We start from the raw sequence: 26596 nt of genomic DNA, 5'->3' as shown, positions 1-26596 counted from the left end.
TGGCGCTGCGCTTACCCGCCCTACGGTTACTCTGTAGGCCCGGTAAGCGTCAGCGCCGCCGGGCATATTCGTAAAAACGTCTCAAACAGAAGAGTAATTTATGGCTGCAACCAAGCCTGCATTTAACCCTCCGGGTAAAAAAGGTGACATGATTTTCAGCGCGCTGGTGAAACTGGCTGCGCTGATTGTGCTATTGCTGCTGGGCGGCATTATCGTGTCCCTGATTTTCTCCTCCTGGCCGAGCATTCAAAAATTTGGTTTCGCCTTCCTGTGGACCAAAGAGTGGGATGCGCCGAACGATATTTACGGTGCGCTGGTGCCGATTTACGGCACGCTGGTGACCTCTTTTATCGCCCTGCTGATTGCGGTTCCGGTGAGCTTTGGTATTGCCCTGTTCCTGACGGAACTGGCGCCAGGCTGGCTGCGACGTCCGCTGGGTATCGCCATTGAACTGCTGGCGGCCATCCCAAGTATCGTTTACGGCATGTGGGGCCTGTTTATCTTCGCGCCGCTGTTTGCGACGTACTTCCAGGAGCCGGTCGGTAACGTTCTCTCTGCCATTCCGTTTGTGGGGGCGCTGTTCTCCGGCCCGGCATTCGGTATCGGCATTCTGGCGGCAGGTGTGATCCTCGCCATCATGATTATTCCGTACATTGCGGCGGTCATGCGCGATGTCTTCGAACAAACCCCGGTGATGATGAAAGAGTCCGCCTACGGCATCGGCTGCACCACCTGGGAAGTTATCTGGCGCATCGTCCTTCCGTTCACCAAAAATGGGGTGATTGGCGGCATTATGCTGGGCTTAGGTCGCGCGCTCGGTGAAACCATGGCGGTCACCTTTATCATCGGCAACACCTACCAGCTCGACAGCGCCTCGCTTTATATGCCGGGGAACAGTATTACCTCTGCGCTGGCGAACGAATTTGCCGAAGCGGAATCCGGGCTGCACGTCGCCGCGCTGATGGAACTGGGTCTGATCCTGTTTGTTATCACCTTTATTGTGCTGGCTATCTCCAAGCTGATGATTATGCGTCTGGCTAAAAACGAGGGGGCACGCTAATGGCGACTCTCGACATGCAAAACACCGCTCAGCTTGCGGAATCCCGTCGCAAAATGCAGTCAAAGCGCCGGATTAAAAACCGCATTGCGTTGACGCTTTCCATGGCAACGATGGCGTTCGGCCTGTTCTGGCTGATCTGGATCCTGATGTCCACCATCACCCGGGGTATTGATGGAATGTCCCTGGCGCTGTTCACCGAGATGACGCCGCCGCCGAACACGGCGGGTGGTGGTCTGGCAAACGCTCTGGCGGGCAGCGGCCTGTTGATCCTGTGGGCGACCGTTTTCGGTACGCCGTTGGGCATCATGGCGGGTATCTATCTGGCGGAATATGGCCGCAAGTCCTGGATCGCTGAAGTCATCCGCTTCATTAACGACATTCTGCTTTCTGCCCCGTCGATTGTCGTGGGTCTGTTTGTTTACACCATCGTGGTGGCGCAAATGGAACACTTCTCCGGCTGGGCGGGTGTGATTGCGCTGGCGCTGTTGCAGGTGCCTATCGTTATTCGTACCACTGAAAACATGCTGAAACTGGTGCCGGACAGCCTGCGTGAAGCGGCTTACGCGCTGGGTACGCCTAAATGGAAGATGATTTCGGCTATCACCCTGAAAGCGTCCGTCTCGGGGATCATGACCGGTATCCTGCTGGCTATCGCCCGTATCGCCGGTGAAACCGCACCGCTGCTGTTTACCGCCCTCTCCAATCAGTTCTGGAGCACGGACATGATGCAGCCGATCGCCAACCTGCCGGTGACGATCTTTAAATTTGCGATGAGCCCATTCGCGGAATGGCAGCAGCTGGCCTGGGCCGGGGTGCTGATCATCACCCTTTGCGTACTGTTGCTGAACATTCTGGCGCGCGTCATTTTCGCGAAGAAGAAACACGGTTAAATTTTTACGGCGCGGCACACCGTGGCGCCGAATGAGGAAATGAGTCAATGAGTATGGTTGATACTGCCCCGGGTAAGATTCAGGTTCGTGATTTGAACTTCTACTACGGCAAATTCCATGCCCTGAAGAATATCAACCTGGATATCGCAAAGAACCAGGTAACGGCATTCATCGGTCCGTCCGGCTGTGGCAAATCCACGCTGCTGCGCACCTTTAACAAAATGTATTCGCTCTATCCGGAGCAGCGCGCAGAAGGTGAAATTCTGCTGGACGGTGACAACATCCTGACCAATACCCAGGATATCGCCCTGCTGCGTGCGAAAGTGGGGATGGTATTCCAGAAACCCACGCCGTTCCCGATGTCGATCTATGACAACATCGCCTTTGGTGTGCGTCTGTTTGAGAAGCTCTCCCGTGCGGATATGGACGAGCGCGTGCAGTGGGCATTGACCAAGGCCGCATTATGGAACGAAACCAAAGATAAACTTCACCAGAGTGGGTACTCTCTCTCCGGTGGTCAGCAGCAGCGTCTGTGCATTGCGCGCGGTATCGCCATTCGCCCGGAAGTCTTGCTGCTGGATGAGCCGTGCTCAGCCCTGGACCCGATCTCAACCGGGCGTATCGAAGAGCTGATCACCGAGCTGAAGCAGGATTACACCGTGGTGATCGTGACCCACAACATGCAGCAGGCTGCACGTTGTTCTGACCACACGGCGTTTATGTATCTGGGCGAGTTGATTGAGTTCAGCGATACGGACGCGCTGTTCACTCGTCCGGCGAAGAAACAAACCGAAGATTATATTACTGGCCGCTACGGTTGATTTGCCTTAGTGCATGTGGAGAAACCATGGACAACCTCAATCTTAATAAACACATTTCCGGCCAGTTTAACGCAGAGCTGGAAAGCATTCGCACCCAGGTGATGACCATGGGCGGCATGGTCGAGCAGCAGCTTTCTGATGCGATCACGGCGATGCACAACCAGGACAGCGAGCTGGCGAAGCGCGTTATTGAAGGCGACCACAACGTCAATATGATGGAAGTCGCCATCGACGAAGCCTGCGTGCGCATCATTGCGAAGCGTCAGCCGACGGCGAGCGACCTGCGTCTGGTGATGGCGATCATCAAAACCATCGCCGAGCTGGAGCGTATCGGTGACGTGGCGGATAAAATCTGCCGTACCGCGCTGGAGAAATTCTCCCAGCAGCACCAGCCGCTGCTGGTGAGCCTGGAGTCTCTCGGGCGCCACACCGTGCAGATGCTGCACGACGTGCTGGACGCTTTCGCGCGCATGGATCTGGACGAAGCGGTCCGTATCTACCGTGAAGACAAGAAAGTTGACCAGGAATACGAAGGCATTGTGCGTCAGCTGATGACCTACATGATGGAAGATTCTCGTACCATTCCAAGCGTACTGACCGCGCTGTTCTGTGCGCGCTCCATCGAGCGTATCGGTGACCGTTGCCAGAACATTTGCGAATACATTTTCTATTTCGTGAAGGGGCAGGATTTCCGACACGTGGGCGGCGACGAGCTGGACAAGCTGCTGGCGGGTAAAGATCCGAAAGAGTGATATGTGTGGCGGGTGGCGCTAACGCTTACCCGCCCTACGTTAATTCAACGCGTAATATCCCACCCGCGCGCCTTCCACAACGCTGGCAGTTGCGCCAGATCGGTAAAGGTTGTCACTTTTGGATGGTCGATCGGCTTGTTGTGCGGATCGGCGCAGAAGTAAAACACCTCCATCCCCGCATCAATCCCTGACTGCGCGCCGGCAGATGAGTCATCCACCAGAATGCAGTTCTCCACGTTGACGTTCATCGCCTTCGCCGCGTGGAACATCAGCGCCGGATCGGGCTTCCAGCGCTGGATATCGTAGCCGCTGAACAGTTTTTCCGGGAAGTGGTGCAACATCTCCAGCTTGCCGAGCGAGTGCTGCATTTTGCTGACCGGTCCGTTAGAGACCACGCAGATCGGCACCGTCATCGCATCCAGCAGCGCGTTAGCGCCGGCGATAACTTCCAGCTCGGCGTCGAAGAGGCGTGCGACCTCGGCGCGGTACACCGGTTCCAGATCCGCTTTCACCAGATCCACCCCGTGCTCTTCGTTAATGATGTCGATGATCTCGTACAGCTTCACGCCCTTAAAGCGTTTGAACACCTCTTCGAGATCGAGCGTAATACCAAATTCATGGAACATGGCGACATACGCGCGGGAACAAATGACCTCACTGTCGACCAGCGTACCGTCACAGTCGAAAAATACCGCTTCAATTCCGGACATGCCTTTCCCTTTTAACAAGTTTAACGTTTTCGTACGGCAGTTCACCGGGACGCAATCGTTGCCGTATAAGCAAAATCAATGAAAAAAGTATCCCGTAACCGCCACTATTGTCGCATTTTGGTATAGGATAGCGACGAATTTTCCCTCCTTGTTCGGAAATTGATGATGAGTCAACAACACACTACCCAGACATCTGGTCAGGGGCTGCTTGAGCGCGTGTTCAAACTGCGCGAGCACGGCACAACGGCACGCACCGAAGTGATCGCCGGTTTTACTACCTTCCTGACGATGGTCTATATCGTTTTCGTTAACCCGCAAATTCTGGGCGTAGCTGGCATGGACACCAGCGCCGTCTTTGTAACCACCTGTCTGATCGCGGCCCTTGGCAGCATCCTGATGGGCGTTTTCGCTAATCTGCCCGTGGCGCTGGCCCCGGCAATGGGTCTGAATGCGTTCTTTGCGTTCGTGGTGGTTCAGGCGATGGGCTTGCCGTGGCAGGTTGGGATGGGCGCTATTTTCTGGGGCGCGGTCGGCCTGCTGCTGCTAACCATCTTCCGCGTGCGCTACTGGATGATTGCGAACATTCCCGTGAGCCTGCGCGTGGGCATCACCAGCGGTATCGGTCTGTTCATCGGCATGATGGGGCTGAAAAACGCTGGCGTTATCGTGGCGAACCCGGAAACGCTGGTGAGCATTGGTAACCTGACCTCTCACAGCGTGCTGCTGGGCGTGCTGGGCTTCTTTATCATCGCGATCCTGGCATCGCGCAACATCCATGCTGCGGTGCTGGTCTCTATCATTGTGACCACGCTGCTGGGCTGGATGCTGGGTGACGTGCATTACAACGGTATCGTCTCTGCGCCACCGAGCGTCTCTACCGTGATTGGCCACGTTGATCTGGCGGGCTCGCTGAACCTGGGACTGGCCGGGGTGATTTTCTCCTTCATGCTGGTCAACCTGTTTGACTCCTCCGGTACGCTGATTGGCGTGACCGACAAAGCGGGTCTGGCAGATGAAAAAGGCAAATTCCCGCGCATGAAGCAGGCGCTGTATGTGGATAGCATCTCTTCCGTTGCAGGCTCTTTCATCGGTACCTCGTCTGTTACCGCTTACATTGAATCCTCTTCCGGTGTGTCCGTGGGCGGTCGTACCGGCCTGACGGCGGTAGTTGTGGGTCTGCTGTTCCTGCTGGTGATCTTCCTCTCTCCGCTGGCGGGGATGGTGCCACCATACGCGGCAGCCGGCGCGCTGATCTACGTCGGCGTGCTGATGACCTCAAGCCTGGCGCGCGTGAAGTGGGAAGATCTGACGGAAGCCGTTCCGGCATTTATTACCGCGGTGATGATGCCGTTCAGCTTCTCGATCACCGAAGGTATCGCGCTGGGCTTTATCTCTTACTGCGTGATGAAGATCGGTACCGGCCGCTTCCGCGAACTTAGCCCGTGCGTGATTATTGTGGCGCTGCTGTTTGTGCTGAAGATTGTGTTTATTGATGCACACTAAGATGCTGGTGGTGTCAGGTGGCGCTTCGCTTACCTGACCTACTGACGAGTGTAGGCCCGGTAAGCGCTAGCGCCACCGGGCTTTTTTATCAGGCCTTCACCCGCTTAATATAATCCCCAAACGCGGTCAGCTGGCCAGAGAGATGGTCACGCGTACTCTGATCCACCACTTCACCCGTCTGCGGGTCGACCTTGTTCTGAATCACGCCGCCCATAAATTCCGGCTTGTTCATCACCATCGCATCCAGGAACACCAGGATCTGACGCAGGTGATACTGGCAGCGCGCGCCGCCGATGGCGCCCATTGAGCTGGTCTGGATCAGCACAGGTTTACCAGACAGCGGCTGCTCCGGTAAACGGGACAGCCAGTCAATGGCGTTCTTCAAACCACCCGGCACCGAGTAGTTATACTCAGGCGTCACAATCACCACGCCGTCAGCCTGACGGATTTGCTCGGCTATCGCTTCCACACTCTGCGGGAACCCTTCTTCCTGCTGAACGTCAGCATCATAAAGCGGGATGTCGCCAATGGACGGCAGGGCACTGATCTCCATTCCCGCAGGCGCCAGCTGCGGCAGCGTACGGGCAACCATCCCGTTAAAAGAACCTTTGCGCAGGCTTCCCAGTAACGTAACAACTTTCAACGTATCAGACATGATTACTCCTGTTTCATCATGATGATCCTGGACGGATCAGCTATGGGTGTATGCTTTTTCTGCCGGTAAACTGGTTAATCGCATCAGGCGCGCGGCGGGCTCGTTGGCGCGCTCAGGTACATCCGGAAGACTACTCCAACCGCGAGTGCTGTCAAACTCCCAGATTTTCAGCCGTTCGATGGCGGGGGTCACCGCAACGGACCAGATCAGTACGTCCTCAGCGTCGCAGAGCGCCTCTACCAGCGAGGCTTTTGTCGCGCGCAGGCGTCCGGAGCCGGGGAGCAGCTGCAACAGGCTGGCGTCGTCTGACGCCGCGCCGCTCAGTTTGCGGATGCTCTGGCGAAGGGTGATGAGCTGCGCTCTGGCTTCAACGGGGTCGTTCTGGTTACGTATCCACAGCTTTTCATTGCTGGAGAGCGGGTATTCATCGAGCGCGTTAGCACCATGGAAGCTGCGCGTGACGCGTTGTAGCTCCATATCCAGGCCGCAATCACCTTCCGTCGTCAGCGCGACGCCAACAATGTTGCCGGTGTACGCAATGGAAAAATGGGGGAGTGCCGGGTCCGCAAAAACCGGACGACCTTCTGGCTGGGTGAGTATGTCCGGTAATTCGCTGGTGCCGTAGAGCATAAAAAGCAGTTCTGCGAGGAGCGCTCTGGAAGCTAAAAACCGCGTCCTGCGGTGTTCAGGTAGTTTGAGCGCCTCATTGTGACAGGCTGAAGAAAGTCTGGCCGATACGAGATGCCCTTCCGTTAATGTTCCTCGTGCAAAGTGCGTAGCCATTTTTCGCTCCTTGATAATGGTCGTAGTCGGTTAAACGGTTACATGATTATCGCTTAACTCAGCTTCTGTTTTAATCAGTAAATGGAAATAAGAGAAGCCTGAGCACCGAACTTTACATTATCTTAGGCAAAAACCTGACCTGGTGCGGTATACAGCGCTTTGATCGTCTCGCGCAGCCAGAGGATTTTCGGATTATGGCTGTTCCGTTTATGCCAGATCAGCGTGAAGGGGACGGTGAGCTTTTCTGCCTGCGCCTCATCGATGGGAATGGGCAGACAGACCAGATTACGCTGGTGGAGTTGATTGTAGTGATGGCAGTAGTGCGGCGCAGTGGCAATGTAGTTGTGATCCGGCTGGGCCGCCATAAACATCGACTGTTCAAAACCGGGCAAACTCATGGCGATGTTACGCTCCCGACCCATCTCTCTTAGCACCTCATCGAGCGCCCAGGTGTCGCTGCGTTCCCAGAAGATGCTGATATGCGGGTAGCGCAGAAACGTCTCCAGATCCCACGCTTCCTGGAGCGCGGGATGATCCTCGCGCAAATACACGCACGGACGGTCACTGAACAGGATTTCGTAGTCGATAAACCACGGCATCAGCTTTAGCAGTTCGCGCGAGCGAGGGTGCGTTTCACGCCCGGTGAAGCCTAGATCCACTTCTCCGCGCGTAATGGCGTCCAGCGAATCGTAATCCCATTGGCGCAGCTTCACCGTCGCCTGTGGGTAGCGTTCATTCACCTGCTCCAGCAGGGTATTAAAGCGGATCAGCATCAGCGGTGTTTCGGCGGCGAGCACAAACTTAAGCCCGCCAGGAGAGCTATGGTGGAATTTATCGAGGATCTGGTTGCCAATCTGCATCCAGTCGGCCAAATCCTGTTCCAGACTCACCGTCAGCGGTGTGGGCAATAGCCCTAAAGGCGTTTTCACAAACAGCGGATCGTCGAACCAGTCGCGCAGCTTCGCCAGCGATTTACTCACCGCGGACGGCGTCACGTTCATCCGCTTCGCGGCTTTGGTGACGCTGCGCTCCTGCAACAAAAGTTGCAGGCAAAGTAAAAGATTAAGATCGAGACTGCTGATGGGCTTCTTCATAGTGCGCCGCGGGCTGGATGACCATAAGTAAGGTAATGCAGAGTATGCTACAGCCAATCAGAACCCCGATCAGCATATTCAGCGCGTTAAGGCCGATCACCGCCGCCAGCCAAATCCATAGTGACGAACCGCAGACCTGCGCAATGCCCAGCACCGAGCTTGCCACGCCTGCCCGCAATGAAAACGGGCCAAGTGCCTGACTCATCGCCACACCAAAGCCGACGGAGAATCCGGCGCAGATCAGAGTAATGCCCACCAGCATTACAGCGTGTGAGGTGGCGGTCGCCAGGATCACGCCTGCGGCGAGGAACAGCGTCTGTGAGGTGAGCATCAGCGTGCGCTGGCGGAAGATGTTGAGCGCAAAGGGCGTGGAGAATGAAACCGCCATGCTCACCATCGCGGTTAGCGCCATCACCGTCGAATACTCACCGCGATCGAAGCCCATCGTCTCCATCAGCAACACCGGGGAAACGTTTACATAGGTGAGGATCACCGCCACGCTAAGCGTGGTGATTGTCAGCCGACTCAGGAAAAAGCGATTCATCAGCTTTTCAGCCGGATGGAGGGTTGCGGTGTGATATGGCTGTTGCGAACCGGGATGGGTCTCTTTCAGCACCGTCACGGACAGGATAAAGACGATGGCGCCCATTGCGGCCATGGTCCAGAAAAGACTCTGCCACGGAAATTTAAGCATAATCAGGTAGCCTACAACCGGTGCCAGCACCGGGATGATGCAGGTAATGCCGTTCAGCATCGACAGCACTTTAGCGCGGCGCTGGGCGCTTAAGGTATCGCGAAGAATAGCAAACGCCACCACGTAACAGCCACCCGCGCCAATGCCCTGGATAAAACGGCCTGACAGGAACATTGTGCTTTCCTGAGCTACTGAAGACAGTACTGATGCCAGCGCAAAGATAACTGCACCCGTAATGGCGACGGGCTGACGGCCTGCTTTATCCGCGATTTTCCCGGCAAATACCATCGACGACGCCATTCCCGCGAGGTAGGCCGAAAACGCGATGTGCAGCTGCGCCTCGCTGGCGCCCAGATCGCGGGCAATATGCGGTAGTCCCACCAGATACATATCAATGCCGGACGGATACAGCAGAACCAGCGCAAAACTACAGAACAGAAAACGAGCCATAAATCCCCCATAGATGCAGGCAAGCAGGATAGGGGGCGTGGAGGGATTAAGCGAGTTGCCATTTGGACAATGGTGATTTCCCTGGAGGAAATCACCCTGTATTAATGGGAATTACTTACCAATGCAGAAGCTCGAGAAAATCCGTCCCAGCAGATCGTCCGACGTAAACTCCCCGGTGATCTCGCTCAGGTTCTGCTGCGCCAGACGCAGCTCTTCCGCCAGCAGTTCACCGGCCCACGCGCCGATCAGCTGGGCTTTACCCTGCTCAAGGTGGCGAGCCGCCTCTTCCAGCGCCTGCAAGTGACGACGACGTGCCAGGAAGCCGCCCTCCATACTGGTGTCGAAGCCCATGCTCTGTTTGAGATGGCTACGCAGGGCTTCCACGCCTTCACCGGTACGGGCCGACAGGCGAATAAGTGAGTGACCATTCACATCGCTGATGCCCAGCGTTTCGCCGGTAACGTCGGCCTTGTTGCGCACCACGGTGATCGGCAGTTTAGCCGGGAGACGGGCGATAAAGTCTGGCCAGATTTCAGCCGGGTCAACGGCGTCGGTTGTCGTGCCGTCCACCATAAACAGCACGCGGTCGGCCTGCTCGATCTCCTGCCAGGCGCGTTCGATACCGATACGCTCGACTTCATCGCTCGCATCGCGCAGGCCAGCGGTGTCGATGATGTGCAGCGGCATGCCGTCGATATGGATATGCTCGCGCAGGACATCGCGGGTGGTGCCGGCTATGTCGGTCACGATCGCCGCTTCACGGCCCGCCAGGGCGTTCAGCAGGCTCGATTTTCCGGCATTGGGGCGACCAGCAATCACCACCTTCATTCCTTCACGTAGCAGGCTGCCCTGGCGCGCTTCGGCGCGAACGGCATCGAGATCGTTCATCACCTGGTTGAGCTGAGCTTCAATTTTACCGTCTGAGAGGAAGTCGATCTCCTCGTCCGGGAAGTCGATAGCCGCTTCGACATAGATTCGCAGGTGAGTAAGTGCTTCCACAAGGTGATTCACGCGTGCGGAAAATGCTCCCTGCAACGAGTTCAGCGCGGAGCGGGCTGCCTGTTCGGAACTGGCGTCGATCAGGTCGGCAATCGCCTCGGCCTGCGCCAGGTCGAGCTTATCGTTGAGGAAAGCACGCTCGGAGAACTCACCCGGCTTTGCAATGCGCAGGCCAGGCAGGGTCAGAATACGTTTTAACAGCAGGTCGAGGATCACCGGGCCGCCGTGACCCTGAAGCTCCAGCACATCTTCGCCGGTGAAGGAGTTTGGGCCGGGGAACCACAGCGCGATGCCCTGGTCCAGCGGTGTGCCGTCGGCATCCTTAAACGGCAGATAATCAGCGTAGCGCGGCTTTGGCAGTTTACCCAGCACCGCTTCGGCCACCTCACGCGCCTTCAGGCCGGAGATGCGCAGAATGCCTACACCACCGCGTCCCGGTGGGGTTGCCTGGGCGACGATAGTGTCGTTATGGCTCATGGTTGCTCTCGTTCAATACAAATAAAAAAGGCGGTCAATCGACCGCCCTTATTTTAGCGTTAAGTTACCGAATCAGGACTTTTTCTTTTCGCGGCTATGCAGACCACGTTTTTCCAGACCACGGTAAATCAGCTGCTGCTGGATGATGGTCACCAGGTTGCTGACGATATAGTACAGCACCAGACCTGACGGGAACCACAGGAAGAACACGGTGAAGATGACCGGCATAAAGGTCATGATCTTCTGCTGCATCGGGTCGGTCACGGTGGTCGGAGACATCTTCTGAATGAAGAACATCGTCACGCCCATCAGGATCGGCAGGATGTAGTACGGGTCCTGTGCGGACAGGTCATGGATCCACAGAGCGAACGGCGCGTGGCGCAGCTCAACGGAACCCATCAGCATGTAGTACAGCGCAAGGAAGATTGGCATCTGAATCAGCAGCGGGAAGCAACCACCCAGTGGGTTCACTTTCTCTGCTTTATACAGGGCCATCATCTCCTGGCTCTGACGCTGTTTGTCATCGCCCAGACGCTCACGCATAGCCTGAATCTTCGGCTGTAGCATACGCATCTTCGCCATGGAGGTGTACTGCGCTTTAGTCAGCGGGTACATGATGCCACGAACGATAAAGGTGATAACGATGATGGAGAAGCCCCAGTTACCCAGGAAGCTGTGGATGAACTTCAGCAGCTTAAACAGCGGCTGAGAGATGAACCACAACCAACCGTAATCGACGGTCAGATCCAGGTGCGGCGCAACGGCAGCCATTTTGTCCTGGATTTCCGGGCCGACCCACAGGGTGCTTGCCAGTTTACCGGTTTGACCCGGCTGCACCAGAACCGGCTGAGATTTGTAGCCGATGGCTGCAATACCGTTGCCGAGGTTCGCGGTGTAGAAGTTGTTCGTACCGTCGTTATTCGGTACCCACGCCGTCGCGAAATACTGTTGCAGCATTGCGACCCAACCGCCTTTAGAGCTGACGTTCAGGTTTTCGTTATCGGCAATGGTGTCGAATTTGTATTTCTCGTACTTGGTATCTGGCGTGGAGTAAGCCGCGCCACGGAAGGTATGCAGCGCAAAGTTGCTGCTTCCGGTGTCACGGTGAGACGGCAGATTGATGGACTGCTTCAACTGACCAAAGGTAGAGATTTCCAGTGGTTTCGCACCGGCGTTCTGTACGCTGTAGCCCACGTTCACCGCATACTCACCGCGTTTCAGGGTGAAGGTTTTGGTGAAGGTGTTGCCTGCCGCGTCGGTGTAGGTCATCGGGATAACCAGTTCGTTCTGACCATCAGCCAGCACAAACGTGTCATTCTCGACGTTATACAGTGGACGCGCACCGTTAGCCGGGTTATCCGGGCCATCACGACCGGTCAGGCCGCTCTGCGCCTGGTAGATAAATTCAGGCGTAGTTTCCAGTAACTGGAACGGTTCGGTAGACTTCAGCTCTTTCGGGTAGGTCAACAGCAGCGCCTGCTCAACATCACCACCACGGGTGTTGATAGTCAGCTCAAGCACATCGGTCTTAACCGTAATCTGTTTCCCCTGGCCACTGGCCGGTACGCCCTGGTCGGCGGCGCTACCCGCTGCGGTGGTCGTGGTCTGCGTGGTCTGCTGCTGGGGTTGAGGATTTTTATCCTGCTCCCATGCCTGCCAGATCATGAAAGACACGAACAACAAAGCGATGATAAGAAGATTGCGTTGCGAATCCATCGTTAGTGTTCTCTGGTATCAAAAGGTCCTGGAGGGACGGGGTCGTCTCCACCTGGGTGTAAAGGGTGGCATTTTAATACGCGTTTCACCGTCAACCAACTGCCTTTTATCACTCCAAACCTGCGCAATGCCTCAATTCCGTAGCTTGAGCATGTTGGCGTGAAACGGCAGTGTGGCCCGAGTAGCGGACTAATCAGGCGTTGATAGACCCGAATGAGGGCTATCAGGACCCGCGAGCCAGGCGACAGTGGCGGCGCCATAATTTTTCCAACGCTTCCGAGAGAGCACGGTTATCGAGGTCGGCAACCCCTTTTTTAGCCACCACCACGAAATCCATTGAAGGCAGTTCGTGCTGACGTAAACGGAAGCTTTCACGCGTCAGACGTTTAATCCGGTTGCGTTCATGCGCACGCTTAACGTTTTTCTTGGCGACTGTGAGACCGATGCGGGGATGCCCCAGCGAATTTTGGCGGCCGAGGATGGTGATTTGCGGCGTGCCAGCCCGTAATGGCTGCTGGAAGACGAAAGTGAAATGAGTGGGAGTTAACAAACGTAACTCCCTGGGAAATGCGAGCTTAACCACTCAGGGGTTAGCTTTATTACTTGGAAACGGTCAGACGAGCGCGGCCTTTAGCACGACGACGTGCCAGAACCTGACGACCATTTTTAGTAGCCATACGAGCACGGAAGCCGTGAGAACGGTTGCGCTTCAGTACAGACGGTTGAAAAGTGCGTTTCATGGCGATTTCTACCTAAACTTGAAAAAATTCATGACTTTTGCGGATGCCCGACCGAGTTTCGAATGACGGACGCCGAAGCCGTGGGTGATTAAAGAGGCCGGATTGTAATAATTGTACACTCCGGAGTCAATTCTCTTTCCTTAAATCCCTGTGTATTTCCTCACGTTTTCGCGTGGAAAATGAGCAGCGGACGACGCAGGAAGATGAGCATCACGCGCCGGGTCGAGGATTATACGGGCTCAACGATAAAGCGCAAGGATCGTCCCGGATCTTCGTTAGATCATTTAAGCCAAAAATTGTCTGTGCTCATTAAATTTTCCAATATGCGGCCTAAATCGCGAGGCACTCGCGTCAGGATCGTTTACACTTACCCGATTCCGGATCTTCCTGTGGATAAATCGGGAAGAATCTGTGAGAAACAGAAGATCTCTGGCTCAGTTTAGGCTATGATCCGCGGTCCCGATCGGGATCCAGCGATCCTGGTCGGGCATAAACACAACATCGTTCAGGTTGTATCAACGATAGCGTGTATAACCGCAGATAGCGGTTCGCACATCACCCTGATGGGGTCATGTCGATGTGCGCCAACAATCATGAATATTCAATAGTTTTCTTTTATTGTTCGAGTGGAGTCCGCCGTGTCACTTTCGCTTTGGCAGCAGTGTCTTGCCCGATTGCAGGATGAGTTACCAGCCACAGAATTCAGTATGTGGATCCGCCCGTTGCAGGCGGAACTGAGCGATAACACGCTGGCTTTGTATGCGCCAAACCGTTTCGTGCTCGATTGGGTAAGGGATAAATACCTTAATAACATCAATGGACTGCTGAACGATTTCTGCGGGTCAGATGCCCCACAGCTGCGTTTTGAAGTGGGCACAAAGCCGGTCACCCAAACCGTTCGTGAAGTTGTCAATGTGGCAGCCCCTGCACAGGCGGCGCCCGCTCCAGCGCCTCGCGTTGCACCGGTTCGTCAGGGCTGGGATAACGTTCCGGCCCCCGCTGAGCCTACCTACCGCTCTAACGTTAACGTGAAACACACGTTCGATAACTTCGTTGAAGGTAAGTCGAACCAGCTGGCACGTGCGGCGGCTCGTCAGGTTGCCGATAACCCCGGTGGCGCTTACAACCCGCTGTTCCTGTATGGCGGCACGGGTCTCGGTAAAACGCACCTGCTGCATGCGGTGGGCAACGGCATTATGGCGCGTAAGCCCAATGCCAAAGTGGTGTATATGCACTCCGAACGCTTCGTTCAGGACATGGTAAAAGCCCTGCAAAACAATGCGATCGAAGAGTTTAAACGCTACTACCGTTCCGTTGATGCGCTGCTGATCGATGACATTCAGTTCTTTGCCAATAAAGAACGATCGCAGGAAGAGTTTTTCCATACCTTTAACGCCCTGCTGGAAGGCAATCAGCAGATCATTCTGACCTCGGATCGTTATCCAAAAGAGATCAACGGCGTTGAAGATCGTCTCAAATCCCGCTTCGGCTGGGGCCTGACCGTGGCGATCGAGCCGCCGGAGCTGGAAACCCGCGTCGCGATCCTGATGAAAAAAGCCGACGAGAACGACATTCGCCTGCCGGGTGAAGTGGCGTTCTTCATTGCCAAGCGCCTGCGTTCCAACGTGCGTGAGCTGGAAGGGGCGCTGAACCGCGTTATCGCCAACGCCAACTTCACCGGTCGGGCGATCACCATCGATTTTGTGCGTGAAGCGCTGCGCGATTTATTGGCTTTGCAGGAAAAACTGGTCACTATCGACAATATTCAGAAGACGGTGGCTGAGTACTACAAGATCAAAGTGGCAGATTTACTGTCTAAACGTCGTTCCCGCTCGGTGGCGCGTCCGCGTCAGATGGCGATGGCGCTGGCAAAAGAGCTAACCAACCACAGCCTGCCGGAAATCGGTGATGCGTTTGGTGGCCGTGACCATACGACCGTGCTGCACGCCTGTCGCAAGATCGAGCAGTTACGCGAAGAAAGCCACGACATAAAAGAAGATTTTTCCAATTTAATCAGAACATTATCATCGTGACGCTATGAAATTTACCGTTGAACGTGAACATTTATTAAAACCGCTGCAACAGGTGAGTGGCCCATTAGGCGGCCGCCCTACGCTGCCTATTCTTGGAAACCTGCTGCTTCAGGTCGCGGACGGTACGCTGTCGCTGACCGGCACAGATCTGGAAATGGAAATGATCGCGCGCGTTACGCTGACTCAGCCGCACGACGCGGGCGCGACCACGGTTCCGGCACGTAAATTCTTTGATATTTGCCGTGGGCTGCCGGAAGGCGCTGAAATCGCCGTGCAGCTGGAGGGCGACCGCATGCTGGTGCGCTCTGGCCGCAGCCGTTTCTCCCTCTCCACGCTGCCCGCTGCGGATTTCCCGAACCTGGATGACTGGCAGAGCGAAGTTGAATTTACCCTGCCGCAGGCGACGATGAAGCGTCTGATTGAAGCCACGCAGTTCTCCATGGCGCATCAGGACGTTCGTTACTACTTAAACGGCATGCTGTTCGAAACCGAAGGTGAAGAGCTGCGTACCGTGGCGACCGACGGTCACCGTCTGGCGGTTTGTTCCATGCCGATTGGCGATTCACTGCCAAACCATTCGGTGATCGTACCGCGTAAAGGCGTAATTGAACTGATGCGTATGCTCGACGGCGGTGAAACGCCGCTGCGCGTGCAGATCGGCAGCAACAATATTCGTGCCCACGTGGGCGATTTTGTCTTCACATCGAAGCTGGTAGACGGTCGTTTCCCGGATTATCGCCGCGTATTGCCGAAGAACCCGGATAAAACGCTGGAGGCGGGTTGCGACATCCTCAAGCAGGCGTTCGCGCGTGCCGCTATTCTCTCCAACGAGAAATTCCGCGGCGTACGTCTGTACGTGAGTGAAAACCAGATCAAAATCACCGCCAACAACCCGGAGCAGGAAGAGGCAGAAGAGATTCTGGACGTCACCTACGCCGGGGCTGAGATGGAAATCGGCTTCAACGTCAGCTATGTGCTGGATGTGCTGAATGCACTGAAATGCGAGAACGTTCGCATCCTGCTGACTGACTCCGTTTCGAGCGTACAGATTGAAGATGCCGCATCACAGTCGGCTGCTTATGTTGTCATGCCAATGAGACTGTAATGTCGCTCACCCGTCTGTTGATCCGCGACTTTCGCAATATCGAAAGCGCGGATCTCGCTTTATCCCCTGGCTTTAACTTCCTGGTTGGCGCGAACGGCAGCGGCAAAACCAGCGTGCTGGAAGCCATCTATACGCTCGGCCACGGCCGGGCGTTTCGCAGTTTGCAGATTGGTCGCGTGATTCGCCACGAGCAGGAATCTTTTGTTCTGCACGGGCGTTTGCAGGGCGCAGAGCGGGAAACCGCCATCGGCCTGACCAAAGACAAGCAGGGCGACAGCAAGGTGCGCATCGACGGCACCGATGGCCACAAAGTGGCGGAGCTGGCGCTGCTGATGCCGATGCAGCTGATTACGCCCGAGGGGTTTACTTTACTCAACGGCGGCCCCAAATACAGAAGAGCGTTCCTCGACTGGGGATGCTTTCACAATGAAGCCGGTTTCTTTAACGCCTGGAGCAACCTGAAGCGTCTGCTTAAACAGCGTAACGCCGCATTGCGCCAGGTCACGCGCTACGCTCAGCTGCGTCCGTGGGACATGGAACTCATCCCTCTTGCGGAACAAATCAGCCGCTGGCGTGCCGAATACAGCGCAGGTATCGCCGAAGACATGGCCGACACCTGCAAACAGTTTTTACCCGAGTTCTCTCTCACCTTCTCTTTCCAGCGTGGCTGGGAAAAAGAGACGGATTATGCCGAGGTGTTAGAGAGAAGCTTCGAGCGCGATCGCATGTTGACCTACACCGCGCACGGCCCGCACAAGGCGGATTTCCGCATTCGTGCCGACGGTGCGCCGGTGGAAGACACGCTGTCGCGCGGGCAGCTGAAGCTCCTGATGTGCGCGCTGCGCCTGGCGCAGGGGGAGTTCCTCACTCGAGAGAGCGGGCGACGCTGCCTGTACCTGATAGATGATTTTGCCTCGGAACTTGACGACGCGCGGCGCGGGCTGCTTGCCAGCCGCTTAAAAGCCACGCAGTCGCAGGTTTTCGTCAGCGCCATTAGCGCTGAACACGTTATAGACATGTCGGACGAAAATTCGAAGATGTTTACCGTGGAAAAGGGTAAAATAACGGATTAACCCAAGTTGAAATGAGCGAGAAACGTTGATGTCGAATTCTTATGACTCCTCCAGTATCAAAGTCCTGAAAGGGCTGGATGCGGTGCGTAAGCGCCCGGGTATGTATATCGGCGACACGGATGACGGCACCGGTCTGCACCACATGGTATTCGAGGTGGTAGATAACGCTATCGACGAAGCGCTCGCGGGTCACTGTAAAGACATCGTGGTCACGATCCATGCGGACAACTCCGTGTCCGTTACCGATGACGGTCGTGGTATCCCAACCGGTATTCACCCGGAAGAGGGCGTATCTGCTGCGGAAGTCATCATGACCGTTCTGCACGCAGGCGGTAAGTTCGATGATAACTCCTATAAAGTTTCCGGCGGTCTGCACGGCGTAGGCGTATCCGTAGTAAATGCCCTGTCGCAAAAGCTGGAGCTGGTTATCCAGCGCGAAGGCAAAATTCACCGTCAGATCTATCAGCACGGCGTGCCTGACGCTCCGTTGGCCGTCACGGGTGATACCGATAAAACCGGTACCATGGTGCGTTTCTGGCCGAGCCTCGAAACCTTCACCAACGTCACCGAATTCGAGTACGACATTCTGGCGAAACGCCTGCGTGAACTGTCGTTCCTGAACTCCGGCGTGTCGATTCGTCTGCGCGACAAACGCGACAACAAAGAAGACCACTTCCATTACGAAGGTGGTATCAAGGCGTTCGTTGAGTATCTGAACAAGAACAAAACGCCAATTCACCCGAATATCTTCTACTTCTCTACTGAAAAAGACGGTATCGGCGTGGAAGTGGCCTTGCAGTGGAACGACGGTTTCCAGGAAAACATCTACTGCTTCACCAACAACATTCCACAACGCGATGGCGGTACGCACCTGGCGGGCTTCCGCGCGGCGATGACCCGAACCCTGAACGCCTACATGGACAAAGAAGGCTACAGCAAAAAAGCGAAAGTCAGCGCCACCGGTGACGATGCACGTGAAGGCCTGATTGCCGTGGTCTCCGTGAAGGTGCCGGATCCGAAGTTCTCCTCACAGACCAAAGACAAGCTGGTCTCTTCTGAGGTGAAATCGGCGGTTGAACAGCAGATGAACGAACTGCTGAGCGAATACCTGCTGGAAAACCCGTCCGACGCGAAAATCGTGGTGGGTAAAATTATCGATGCGGCGCGTGCCCGTGAAGCGGCGCGTAAAGCGCGTGAAATGACCCGTCGTAAAGGCGCGCTGGACCTGGCAGGCCTGCCGGGCAAACTGGCTGACTGTCAGGAACGCGACCCGGCGCTGTCTGAACTGTACCTTGTGGAAGGGGACTCCGCGGGCGGTTCTGCGAAGCAGGGCCGTAACCGCAAGAACCAGGCGATTCTGCCGCTGAAGGGTAAAATCCTTAACGTTGAGAAAGCGCGCTTCGACAAGATGCTCTCTTCTCAGGAAGTGGCGACGCTCATCACCGCGCTCGGCTGCGGCATTGGTCGCGACGAGTACAACCCGGACAAACTGCGCTATCACAGCATCATCATCATGACCGATGCGGACGTCGACGGCTCGCACATTCGTACGCTGCTGTTGACCTTCTTCTATCGTCAGATGCCGGAAATCGTTGAGCGCGGCCACGTCTACATTGCCCAGCCGCCACTGTACAAAGTGAAGAAAGGCAAGCAGGAACAGTACATTAAAGATGACGACGCGATGGATCAGTACCAAATCGCGATCGCCCTTGATGGTGCGACCCTGCACGCAAATTCCAGCGCGCCAGCGCTGGCCGGTGAGCCGCTGGAGCGTCTGGTCTCCGAGTTCAACGCCACGCAGAAAATGATTGGCCGTATGGAGCGTCGCTATCCGAAAGCGCTGCTGAAAGAGCTGATTTACCAGCCGACCCTGACCGAAGCCGATCTGAGCAACGAGCAGACCGTCACCCGCTGGGTGAACACCCTGGTGAGCGAGCTGAACGAGAAAGAGCAGCATGGCAGCCAGTGGAAGTTCGACGTCCAGCAGAACGCTGAGCAGCAGTTCGAGCCGATCGTCCGCGTGCGTACCCACGGCGTCGATACCGACTACCCGCTGGAGCACGAATTTGTGACCGGTCCGGAATACCGCCGTATCTGCACCCTCGGCGAGAAGCTGCGCGGTCTGATCGAAGACGATGCGTTTATCGAACGTGGCGAACGTCGTCAGCCGGTAGCCAGCTTCGAACAGGCGCTGGAGTGGCTGGTAAAAGAGTCCCGTCGTGGTCTCTCTATTCAGCGTTATAAAGGCCTGGGCGAAATGAACCCGGATCAGCTGTGGGAAACCACCATGGATCCGGAAAGCCGTCGCATGTTGCGCGTCACCGTTAAAGACGCAATCGCAGCGGATCAGCTGTTCACGACCCTGATGGGCGATGCGGTTGAACCACGTCGCGCCTTCATCGAAGAGAACGCCCTGAAGGCGGCGAATATCGATATTTAATCGTCGCTTTACGACAGCATAACTGGCCGCGCTTCAGCGCGGCTTTTTTATGGACGCAGGAAACTCCAGCGACATCACTGCCGGTAAACGTATGACCAGCATATCTATGGCAATTCTTACCCTTAGCGGCAGGTGTGGCGTCTGCTGCCAGACGGCATGAACGTCGAAGCGTACATCCGGGGCCTGCTTTAAGAGCGGGACAAGATCTCCCTGCTGAATTTCTTTAATGACCATCCAGCAGGGTAACCATGCAAGGCCGTGGCCGGCCAGCGCCGCGTCGCAGATCGCCTGCAAATCATCCATATTGAGCGATGAGCGGGGAATAAACGTGCGCGACGTGCCATCGTAATCCATCAGCTGCCAGGGTAGGACTCTGCCCGCACGTGTGTAGTTAATGGCCGTATGCTGGCGTAAATCATCAACGGTTTGCGGCTGGCCATTCTTAAGCAGATAATCCGGCGCGGCACACAGAACCATCCGGTGCTCCCCCAGCCTTCTGGCGACCAGCACGCTGCTGTCAGCCAGAGCGCCATTGCGCACCGCCATATCAAACCCTTCTTCCACGAGATCCACGACGCGGTCGCTGAAGGACATTTCAAGCTCAAGCCCGGGATGCTCCTGCGCCAGCTCTATTAGCAGCGGGGCGATACACTGGCGACCAAACAGCACCGGCACGGCAACACGCAGCCGACCGTTGACCTGATGTTTTCCGGTTTCAAGCTGCGATTCAGCGCCACGGATCTCCTCCAGCGCGCGCAGGCAGCGTTCATAAAAAAGCGCGCCGTTATCGGTCAGCCTCTGACTGCGGGTGGTCCGATGAAACAGACGAACCCCCAGCCTCTCTTCAAGACGAGCAATGCTTTTTCCTACCGCCGAGCGCGACAAATGCAGACGGACGGCGGCCTGGGCAAAACTTCCTGCCTCAACGGAGGCAACGAAAACGGGAATATCTTTCAGCGTATCGGTCATGGACGGATTGTGTCAATTTGGTCATCAATGAAGGGAAAACTTATCGCCACTGGCGACGCTGAGTCAACGGTAGACTGTCAGAACTGAAAATCATCTGATGACAGGAGAAAAAAATGACTGAAACAATGCAACGCTGGTCAATGGATGCCCTTGGTCGTGAAAGCCTCAGGCTCGTTCAGGAGCCTGTTCCACAGCCAGGCCCGGGGGAGGTTCGCGTAAGGGTTAATGCCGTTGCGCTCAACTACCGGGATAAAATGGTGATTGAAGGCACGATGCCGATTCCGCTTTCCTTCCCGTTTACCCCAGCATCTGACATGGCAGGCGTGGTGGACAGCATCGGCGAAGGCGTTACGCGTTTCAAGCCCGGCGCACGCGTCATCTCAACCTTCTTCCCGGAATGGATCGACGGCAAGCCGCAGGCAGACGCGCGCGATTTGCCCTATAAAACGTCCGGTGGATACTTCCAGGGCATGCTGGCCGAATATGTGATTGTGAGTGAAAACGCGCTGGTGGCGTCCCCGGAAAGCCTGGATGACGCTGAGGCCAGCACGCTTCCTTGCGCGGGGCTCACCGCCTGGTTTGCGCTGGTGGAACGTGGTCAGCTGCGCGCCGGGCAATCGGTGCTGGTACAGGGCACGGGCGGCGTGGCGCTCTTTGCTTTGCAAATCGCAAAAGCGCGCGGCGCAGAGGTGTTTGTCACTTCGGGAAGCAATGAAAAACTGGCGCAGGCCAAAAAACTGGGGGCCAGCCAGGGCATCAACCGACTGAAAGGCGACTGGGCTGAAAATACGCTGGCACTGACGCAGGATCGCGGCATCGACCATATTATCGAAACGGTGGGTGGGGAGAACCTGAGACATTCCCTGCGCGCCGTTGCCGTTCATGGGCGGATATCGGTCATTGGCGTGCTGGCCGGGACAGAAATTTCTCTGCCTGCAAGCGAGCTGTTGCTGAAATCTCCCGTCATTCAGGGGATTGGGGTTGGACATCGCCGGGCGCTGGAAGATTTTGTCCGTGCTGTTGATATCACGGAGTTAAAACCGGTGATTGAGCATCGCTACCGCTTTGACGAGCTGGAACAGGCGCTTGAACATCTGGATCGCGGTGCGTTTGGCAAAATCGTTCTCACCCGCGAGTGAGTTCGCGTTCCCGGGATAAACGTAAAAGGGGCTTTTTGTTGCGCAAGGTAGCTCTATTTTTGTGTGCTTAATCGCGTTAGCATGAGGTAGCACTCATTTATCCCGGGGACCTCATGGCTATCAAACTCATTGCAATCGATATGGACGGCACGCTGCTGCTGCCAGACCACACTATCTCTCCTGCCGTTAAAAATGCGATCGCCGCCGCACGCGAAAAAGGCGTGAACGTGGTGCTCACCACCGGACGCCCGTATGCCGGGGTGCACAGTTACCTGAAAGAGCTGCACATGAACCAGCCTGGCGATTACTGCATCACCTATAACGGCGCGCTGGTGCAAAAGGCAGCCGATGGCAGCACGGTGGCGCAAACTGCACTGAGCTATGATGACTACCGTTTCCTGGAAAAACTCTCCCGCGACGTGGGCTCTCACTTCCACGCGCTCGATCGCAATACGCTTTACACCGCCAACCGCGATATCAGCTACTACACGGTGCACGAGTCCTACGTTGCAACCATTCCACTGGTGTTCTGCGAAGCGGAGAAAATGGACCCGGCGACCCAGTTCCTGAAAGTGATGATGATTGATGAACCTGCGGTTCTCGACAAAGCCATCTCACGCATTCCGGCTGAGGTAAAAGAGAAATACACCGTGCTGAAAAGTGCGCCGTACTTCCTCGAAATCCTTGATAAACGCGTCAATAAAGGCACGGGCGTCAAATCGCTTGCCGATGCGCTGGGCATCAAGCCTGAGGAGATCATGGCGCTGGGCGACCAGGAAAACGATATTGCGATGATCGAATATGCGGGCATGGGCGTGGCGATGGATAACGCCATCCCGTCGGTAAAAGAAGTGGCGAACTTCGTGACTAAATCTAACCTGGAAGACGGCGTTGCCTGGGCGATCGAGAAATTCGTTCTGTCGTAACAAGTGCTTTGAAAGATTAGCCCCGGTTATTAACCGGGGCTTTTTTTGGCCCTGAATTTATCAAATTGTTCTTTTTGTGATCTGGATTGTAGTACAACATTAACTGATTGTACTACATTGTCACCACGGCAAAGACGAAAGGCCTCACGTTTGTACTGCAAAAGTGAGGCGAAATTCAGCGGTCGCGGTAAAGTAGTGATGGACTTACAGAGCACAAGGACTCTCCATGACACTCAATAAAACCGATCGCATTGTCATCACGCTGGGCACTCAGATTGTGGGTGGCAAATACGTTCCCGGTTCGCCGCTGCCAGCAGAGGCGGAACTGTGCGAGGAGTTTGAAACCTCGCGCAACATCATTCGGGAAGTGTTCCGCTCACTGATGGCGAAGCGGCTGATTGAAATGAAGCGCTATCGCGGCGCGTTTGTGGCGCCGCGTAACCAGTGGAACTACCTCGATACCGATGTTCTGCAATGGGTGCTGGAAAACGACTACGACCCACGGCTCATCGGCGCGATGAGCGAAGTCCGAAATCTGGTGGAACCGGCCATCGCCCGCTGGGCGGCAGAGCGCGCAACGTCAGGTGACCTGGCACAGATTGAGTCGGCTTTAAACGACATGATCGCCAATAACCAGAATCGGGAGGCGTTCAACGAAGCGGACATTCGTTACCACGAAGCGGTATTGCAGTCGGTGCATAACCCGGTTTTACAGCAGCTTAGCGTGGCGATCAGCTCGCTACAGCGAGCAGTATTTGAACGTACCTGGATGGGCGATGAGGCCAACATGCCGAAAACGCTTCAGGAACATAAAGCGCTGTTCGATGCGATACGGCATCAGGACGGCGATGCGGCAGAGCAGGCGGCGCTGACCATGATCGCCAGCTCGACACGAAGGCTGAAGGAAATCACATGACATCACGCTACATCGCAATTGACTGGGGATCGACCAATCTGCGCGCCTGGCTCTACCAGGGTGAGCAGTGCCTGGAAAGCAGGCAATCAGAAGCAGGTGTGACGCGCCTGAACGGTAAATCCCCCGCAGCGGTGCTAGCAGAAGTGACACAAAACTGGCGCGACGGTACTACGCCAGTGGTGATGGCCGGAATGGTCGGCAGTAACGTGGGGTGGAAGGTCGCGCCTTACCTGTCAGTTCCGGTGCATTTCACCGCCGTTGGCGAGCAGTTAACGTCCGTTGGCGACAATGTCTGGATTATTCCCGGTTTATGCGTCTCTCGCGACGATAACCATAATGTGATGCGCGGCGAAGAGACGCAGCTGCTCGGGGCGCGCAACCTTTCTCCTTCTTCTGTCTACGTCATGCCCGGGACGCACTGCAAATGGGTCCAGGCGGATGCTGAGCAAATTCATGATTTCCGCACCGTGATGACCGGCGAACTGCACCACTTGCTGCTTAAGCATTCGCTGGTGGGGGCCGGTTTGCCGGAGCAGACCCCTTCGCCGGAAGCGTTTGCCGCCGGGCTTGAGCGCGGGATCGCATCCCCTGCCGTTTTGCCGCAACTTTTTGAGGTTCGCGCCTCGCACGTGCTGGGAAATCTTCCGCGCGAACAGGTCAGCGAATTTCTGTCCGGCCTGCTGATTGGCGCAGAAGTCGCCACTCTGAGCGACGCGTTCGCCGGGCAGCAGGCCATCACGCTCGTCGCGGGTTCATCGCTGACGTCTCGTTACCGCCAGGCGTTCCACGCTATCGGACGGGATGTTGCTGCGGTGGAAGGCGACACGGCATTTCAGGCAGGCATAAGGAGCATCGCTCATGCAGTGGCAAACTGAACTTCCCCTGATCGCGATTTTGCGCGGTATCACGCCCGGTGAGGCCTTAGCGCACGTTGGCGCGGTGATCGACGCCGGGTTCGACGCAGTGGAAATCCCGCTCAACTCCCCGGAGTGGGAAAAAAGCATTCCGGCAATTGTGAAGGCGTTTGGTGAGAAGGCGCTGATTGGCGCTGGCACCGTATTACAGCCGGAGCAGGTGGATGAACTGGCGAAGATGGGCTGCAAGCTTATCGTCACACCGAATATCAACCCCGAGGTGATCCGCCGGGCGGTGGATTACGGCATGACCGTCTGCCCGGGTTGCGCCACGGCCACAGAAGCCTTTGCCGCCCTCGATGCGGGCGCACAGTCTCTCAAAATTTTCCCGTCGTCGGCCTTTGGTCCGGATTACATCAAAGCGCTGAAAGCGGTCTTACCCGCCAGCGTGCCGGTCTTTGCCGTGGGCGGCGTCACGCCGGAAAACCTGGGCCAGTGGATGAGCGCGGGCTGTGTGGGCGCGGGGCTGGGCAGCGATCTCTATCGTGCCGGTCAGCCCGTTGAGCGTACCGCACAGCAGGCGGCAGCATTTGTGAAAGCGTATCGAGAGGCAGTGCAATGAAAATAACCAAACTCACCACGTACCGTTTACCCCCGCGTTGGATGTTCCTGAAAATCGAAACCGACGAAGGCGTGGTTGGCTGGGGCGAGCCGGTGATTGAAGGCCGTGCGCGCACCGTTGAAGCCGCGGTTCACGAGCTGGGCGAATACCTGATTGGCCAGGATCCGGCGCGCATCAACGACCTGTGGCAGGTCATGTACCGGGCGGGCTTCTACCGCGGGGGGCCGATTCTGATGAGCGCCATCGCCGGTATTGATCAGGCGCTGTGGGATATCAAAGGCAAAGTGCTGAATGCCCCGGTCTGGCAATTAATGGGCGGCCTGGTGCGCGACAAAATCAAAGCCTACAGCTGGGTGGGCGGTGACCGCCCTGCGGAAGTGATCGACGGTATCCGGCAACTGCGCAACATCGGTTTTGACACCTTCAAACTCAACGGCTGCGAAGAAATGGGCGTTATCGACAACTCGCGCGCGGTAGACCGGGCGGTGAATACCGTGGCGCAAATCCGTGAAGCCTTCGGCAACGAGATTGAGTTTGGTCTGGATTTCCACGGCCGCGTCAGCGCGCCAATGGCCAAAGTGCTGATTAAAGAGCTGGAGCCGTATCGCCCGCTGTTTATCGAAGAGCCGGTGCTGGCCGAGCAGGCGGAATACTATCCGAAACTGGCTGAACAGACGCACATTCCCATCGCGGCTGGGGAACGCATGTTCTCGCGCTTCGAGTTTAAACGCGTGCTGGAGGCGGGCGGCATTGCGATCCTGCAACCGGACCTCTCCCACGCGGGCGGCATCACCGAATGCTACAAAATTGCCGGAATGGCAGAAGCCTACGATGTGGCGCTGGCGCCGCACTGTCCGCTTGGGCCGATTGCGCTGGCGGCCTGCCTGCACGTCGACTTCGTCTCCCGCAATGCGGTGTTCCAGGAACAAAGCATGGGCATTCACTATAACAAGGGCGCGGAGCTGCTCGACTTTGTGAAAAACAAAGAAGACTTCAGCATGGAAGGTGGTTTCTTTAAACCGTTAACGAAGCCGGGCCTTGGCGTGGAGATCGACGAAGCCAAAGTCATTGAGCTGAGTAAAAGTGCGCCGGACTGGCGTAACCCACTGTGGCGTCTTGAAGACGGTTCCGTAGCCGAGTGGTAAATCGCCGGATGGCGCTACGCTTATCCGGCC

Annotated in this window: 26 protein-coding genes; 15 read left to right on the top strand and 11 right to left on the bottom strand. The window is 56.2% G+C overall.

What is annotated here, in order from left to right; translation table 11 throughout:
- Positions 1–100: 100 nt before the first annotated feature.
- Genes pstC through phoU form a run of 4 tightly spaced genes read left to right on the top strand, consistent with a single transcriptional unit; the run spans position 101 to position 3523 of the window.
- Complete coding sequence (pstC, locus tag ACOTYH_RS17520; protein WP_015570141.1) at positions 101–1060, top strand: phosphate ABC transporter permease PstC; 960 nt, start codon at positions 101–103, stop codon at positions 1058–1060.
- Positions 1060–1950 (top strand): phosphate ABC transporter permease PstA, encoded by an 891-nt coding sequence (gene pstA / locus ACOTYH_RS17515; RefSeq protein WP_003861156.1) that lies wholly within the window; start codon positions 1060–1062, stop codon positions 1948–1950. The genes pstC and pstA overlap by 1 nt, the downstream gene beginning before the upstream one ends.
- A gap of 47 nt (positions 1951–1997) precedes the next feature.
- Positions 1998–2771, top strand: a complete 774-nt coding sequence (gene pstB, locus ACOTYH_RS17510) for a phosphate ABC transporter ATP-binding protein PstB (RefSeq protein ID WP_003861154.1) — start codon at positions 1998–2000, stop codon at positions 2769–2771.
- 26 nt (positions 2772–2797) lie between these two features.
- Positions 2798–3523, top strand: a complete 726-nt coding sequence (phoU, locus tag ACOTYH_RS17505) for a phosphate signaling complex protein PhoU (RefSeq protein WP_003861153.1) — start codon at positions 2798–2800, stop codon at positions 3521–3523.
- A gap of 44 nt (positions 3524–3567) precedes the next feature.
- Here phoU and yieH read toward each other — a convergent pair whose 3' ends face one another.
- Complete coding sequence (gene yieH, locus ACOTYH_RS17500; protein WP_023295655.1) at positions 3568–4233, bottom strand: 6-phosphogluconate phosphatase; 666 nt, start codon at positions 4231–4233, stop codon at positions 3568–3570.
- A 165-nt stretch (positions 4234–4398) separates the two neighbouring features.
- Between yieH and adeP the strand changes: the two genes are divergently transcribed.
- Positions 4399–5736, top strand: coding sequence for an adenine permease AdeP (gene adeP, locus ACOTYH_RS17495; protein WP_017383704.1), 1338 nt, complete (start codon positions 4399–4401; stop codon positions 5734–5736).
- Positions 5737–5824: 88 nt separating this feature from the next.
- On the opposite strand, the gene ACOTYH_RS17490 is transcribed toward adeP, so the two are convergent.
- The 9 genes from ACOTYH_RS17490 to rpmH form a co-directional block, all read right to left on the bottom strand.
- Entirely contained in the window at positions 5825–6391 is a 567-nt protein-coding gene (locus ACOTYH_RS17490; protein WP_003861147.1) for an NADPH-dependent FMN reductase, read from the bottom strand.
- Positions 6392–6427: 36 nt separating this feature from the next.
- Positions 6428–7174, bottom strand: a complete 747-nt coding sequence (locus tag ACOTYH_RS17485; RefSeq protein WP_421637848.1) for a 4'-phosphopantetheinyl transferase family protein — start codon at positions 7172–7174, stop codon at positions 6428–6430.
- 122 nt (positions 7175–7296) lie between these two features.
- Positions 7297–8268, bottom strand: coding sequence for an HTH-type transcriptional regulator YidZ (gene yidZ / locus ACOTYH_RS17480; protein ID WP_017383702.1), 972 nt, complete (start codon positions 8266–8268; stop codon positions 7297–7299).
- Entirely contained in the window at positions 8237–9412 is a 1176-nt protein-coding gene (locus tag ACOTYH_RS17475) for an MFS transporter (protein ID WP_015570137.1), read from the bottom strand. Before ACOTYH_RS17475 ends, yidZ begins: the two co-directional genes overlap by 32 nt.
- Positions 9413–9523: 111 nt before the next feature.
- Positions 9524–10888 carry a tRNA uridine-5-carboxymethylaminomethyl(34) synthesis GTPase MnmE gene (mnmE, locus tag ACOTYH_RS17470; protein ID WP_015570136.1) on the bottom strand — a complete coding sequence of 455 codons (1365 nt, stop codon included), beginning with the start codon at positions 10886–10888 and terminating at the stop codon, positions 9524–9526.
- 72 nt (positions 10889–10960) lie between these two features.
- Positions 10961–12604, bottom strand: coding sequence for a membrane protein insertase YidC (gene yidC / locus ACOTYH_RS17465; protein ID WP_003861138.1), 1644 nt, complete (start codon positions 12602–12604; stop codon positions 10961–10963).
- Between the two features lie 2 nt (positions 12605–12606).
- On the bottom strand, positions 12607–12864 hold the full coding sequence (gene yidD, locus ACOTYH_RS17460) for a membrane protein insertion efficiency factor YidD (protein ID WP_001307474.1): 258 nt from the start codon (positions 12862–12864) through the stop codon (positions 12607–12609).
- Positions 12828–13187 carry a ribonuclease P protein component gene (rnpA, locus tag ACOTYH_RS17455; RefSeq protein WP_006808764.1) on the bottom strand — a complete coding sequence of 120 codons (360 nt, stop codon included), beginning with the start codon at positions 13185–13187 and terminating at the stop codon, positions 12828–12830. Before rnpA ends, yidD begins: the two co-directional genes overlap by 37 nt.
- A 16-nt stretch (positions 13188–13203) precedes the next feature.
- A complete protein-coding gene (rpmH, locus tag ACOTYH_RS17450) occupies positions 13204–13344 on the bottom strand; it encodes a 50S ribosomal protein L34 (RefSeq protein WP_000831330.1) in 141 nt (46 codons plus the stop codon).
- Between the two features lie 638 nt (positions 13345–13982).
- Between rpmH and dnaA the strand changes: the two genes are divergently transcribed.
- From dnaA to gyrB, 4 genes are read left to right on the top strand one after another with little or no spacing between them, the layout of a single operon-like run.
- Positions 13983–15377, top strand: a complete 1395-nt coding sequence (gene dnaA / locus ACOTYH_RS17445; protein ID WP_017383700.1) for a chromosomal replication initiator protein DnaA — start codon at positions 13983–13985, stop codon at positions 15375–15377.
- A gap of 4 nt (positions 15378–15381) precedes the next feature.
- The gene (gene dnaN / locus ACOTYH_RS17440) at positions 15382–16482 is read left to right on the top strand and encodes a DNA polymerase III subunit beta (RefSeq protein ID WP_015570134.1); all 1101 of its coding nucleotides are present in this window, start codon (positions 15382–15384) and stop codon (positions 16480–16482) included.
- Positions 16482–17555 (top strand): DNA replication/repair protein RecF, encoded by a 1074-nt coding sequence (recF, locus tag ACOTYH_RS17435; RefSeq protein ID WP_000060091.1) that lies wholly within the window; start codon positions 16482–16484, stop codon positions 17553–17555. The genes dnaN and recF overlap by 1 nt, the downstream gene beginning before the upstream one ends.
- A 28-nt stretch (positions 17556–17583) precedes the next feature.
- Positions 17584–19995 carry a DNA topoisomerase (ATP-hydrolyzing) subunit B gene (gene gyrB, locus ACOTYH_RS17430; RefSeq protein WP_006808766.1) on the top strand — a complete coding sequence of 804 codons (2412 nt, stop codon included), beginning with the start codon at positions 17584–17586 and terminating at the stop codon, positions 19993–19995.
- Positions 19996–20028: 33 nt separating this feature from the next.
- On the opposite strand, the gene ACOTYH_RS17425 is transcribed toward gyrB, so the two are convergent.
- Entirely contained in the window at positions 20029–20964 is a 936-nt protein-coding gene (locus tag ACOTYH_RS17425) for a LysR family transcriptional regulator (protein ID WP_421637847.1), read from the bottom strand.
- Positions 20965–21077: 113 nt separating this feature from the next.
- Here ACOTYH_RS17425 and ACOTYH_RS17420 point away from each other — a divergent pair, with 113 nt between their 5' ends.
- The 6 genes from ACOTYH_RS17420 (at position 21078) to dgoD (ending at position 26566) form a co-directional block, all read left to right on the top strand.
- Positions 21078–22103 carry a zinc-dependent alcohol dehydrogenase family protein gene (locus ACOTYH_RS17420; protein WP_421637846.1) on the top strand — a complete coding sequence of 342 codons (1026 nt, stop codon included), beginning with the start codon at positions 21078–21080 and terminating at the stop codon, positions 22101–22103.
- A gap of 113 nt (positions 22104–22216) precedes the next feature.
- On the top strand, positions 22217–23029 hold the full coding sequence (gene yidA, locus ACOTYH_RS17415) for a sugar-phosphatase (RefSeq protein WP_023295661.1): 813 nt from the start codon (positions 22217–22219) through the stop codon (positions 23027–23029).
- Between the two features lie 226 nt (positions 23030–23255).
- Positions 23256–23945 carry a D-galactonate utilization transcriptional regulator DgoR gene (gene dgoR, locus ACOTYH_RS17410; RefSeq protein ID WP_003861109.1) on the top strand — a complete coding sequence of 230 codons (690 nt, stop codon included), beginning with the start codon at positions 23256–23258 and terminating at the stop codon, positions 23943–23945.
- Complete coding sequence (locus tag ACOTYH_RS17405; RefSeq protein ID WP_077580191.1) at positions 23942–24820, top strand: 2-dehydro-3-deoxygalactonokinase; 879 nt, start codon at positions 23942–23944, stop codon at positions 24818–24820. The genes dgoR and ACOTYH_RS17405 overlap by 4 nt, the downstream gene beginning before the upstream one ends.
- A complete protein-coding gene (locus ACOTYH_RS17400; protein ID WP_421637845.1) occupies positions 24804–25421 on the top strand; it encodes a 2-dehydro-3-deoxy-6-phosphogalactonate aldolase in 618 nt (205 codons plus the stop codon). The genes ACOTYH_RS17405 and ACOTYH_RS17400 overlap by 17 nt, the downstream gene beginning before the upstream one ends.
- Positions 25418–26566 (top strand): galactonate dehydratase, encoded by a 1149-nt coding sequence (gene dgoD, locus ACOTYH_RS17395; protein ID WP_017694024.1) that lies wholly within the window; start codon positions 25418–25420, stop codon positions 26564–26566. The genes ACOTYH_RS17400 and dgoD overlap by 4 nt, the downstream gene beginning before the upstream one ends.
- Positions 26567–26596 lie beyond the last annotated feature (30 nt).

Source organism: Enterobacter cloacae complex sp. SHL001 (assembly GCF_049236825.1).
Classification (GTDB): Bacteria; Pseudomonadota; Gammaproteobacteria; order Enterobacterales; family Enterobacteriaceae; genus Enterobacter; species Enterobacter hormaechei_C.
The sequence above is the reverse complement of the archived record's forward strand: the minus strand, read 5'-3'. Positions and strand labels throughout refer to the sequence as shown.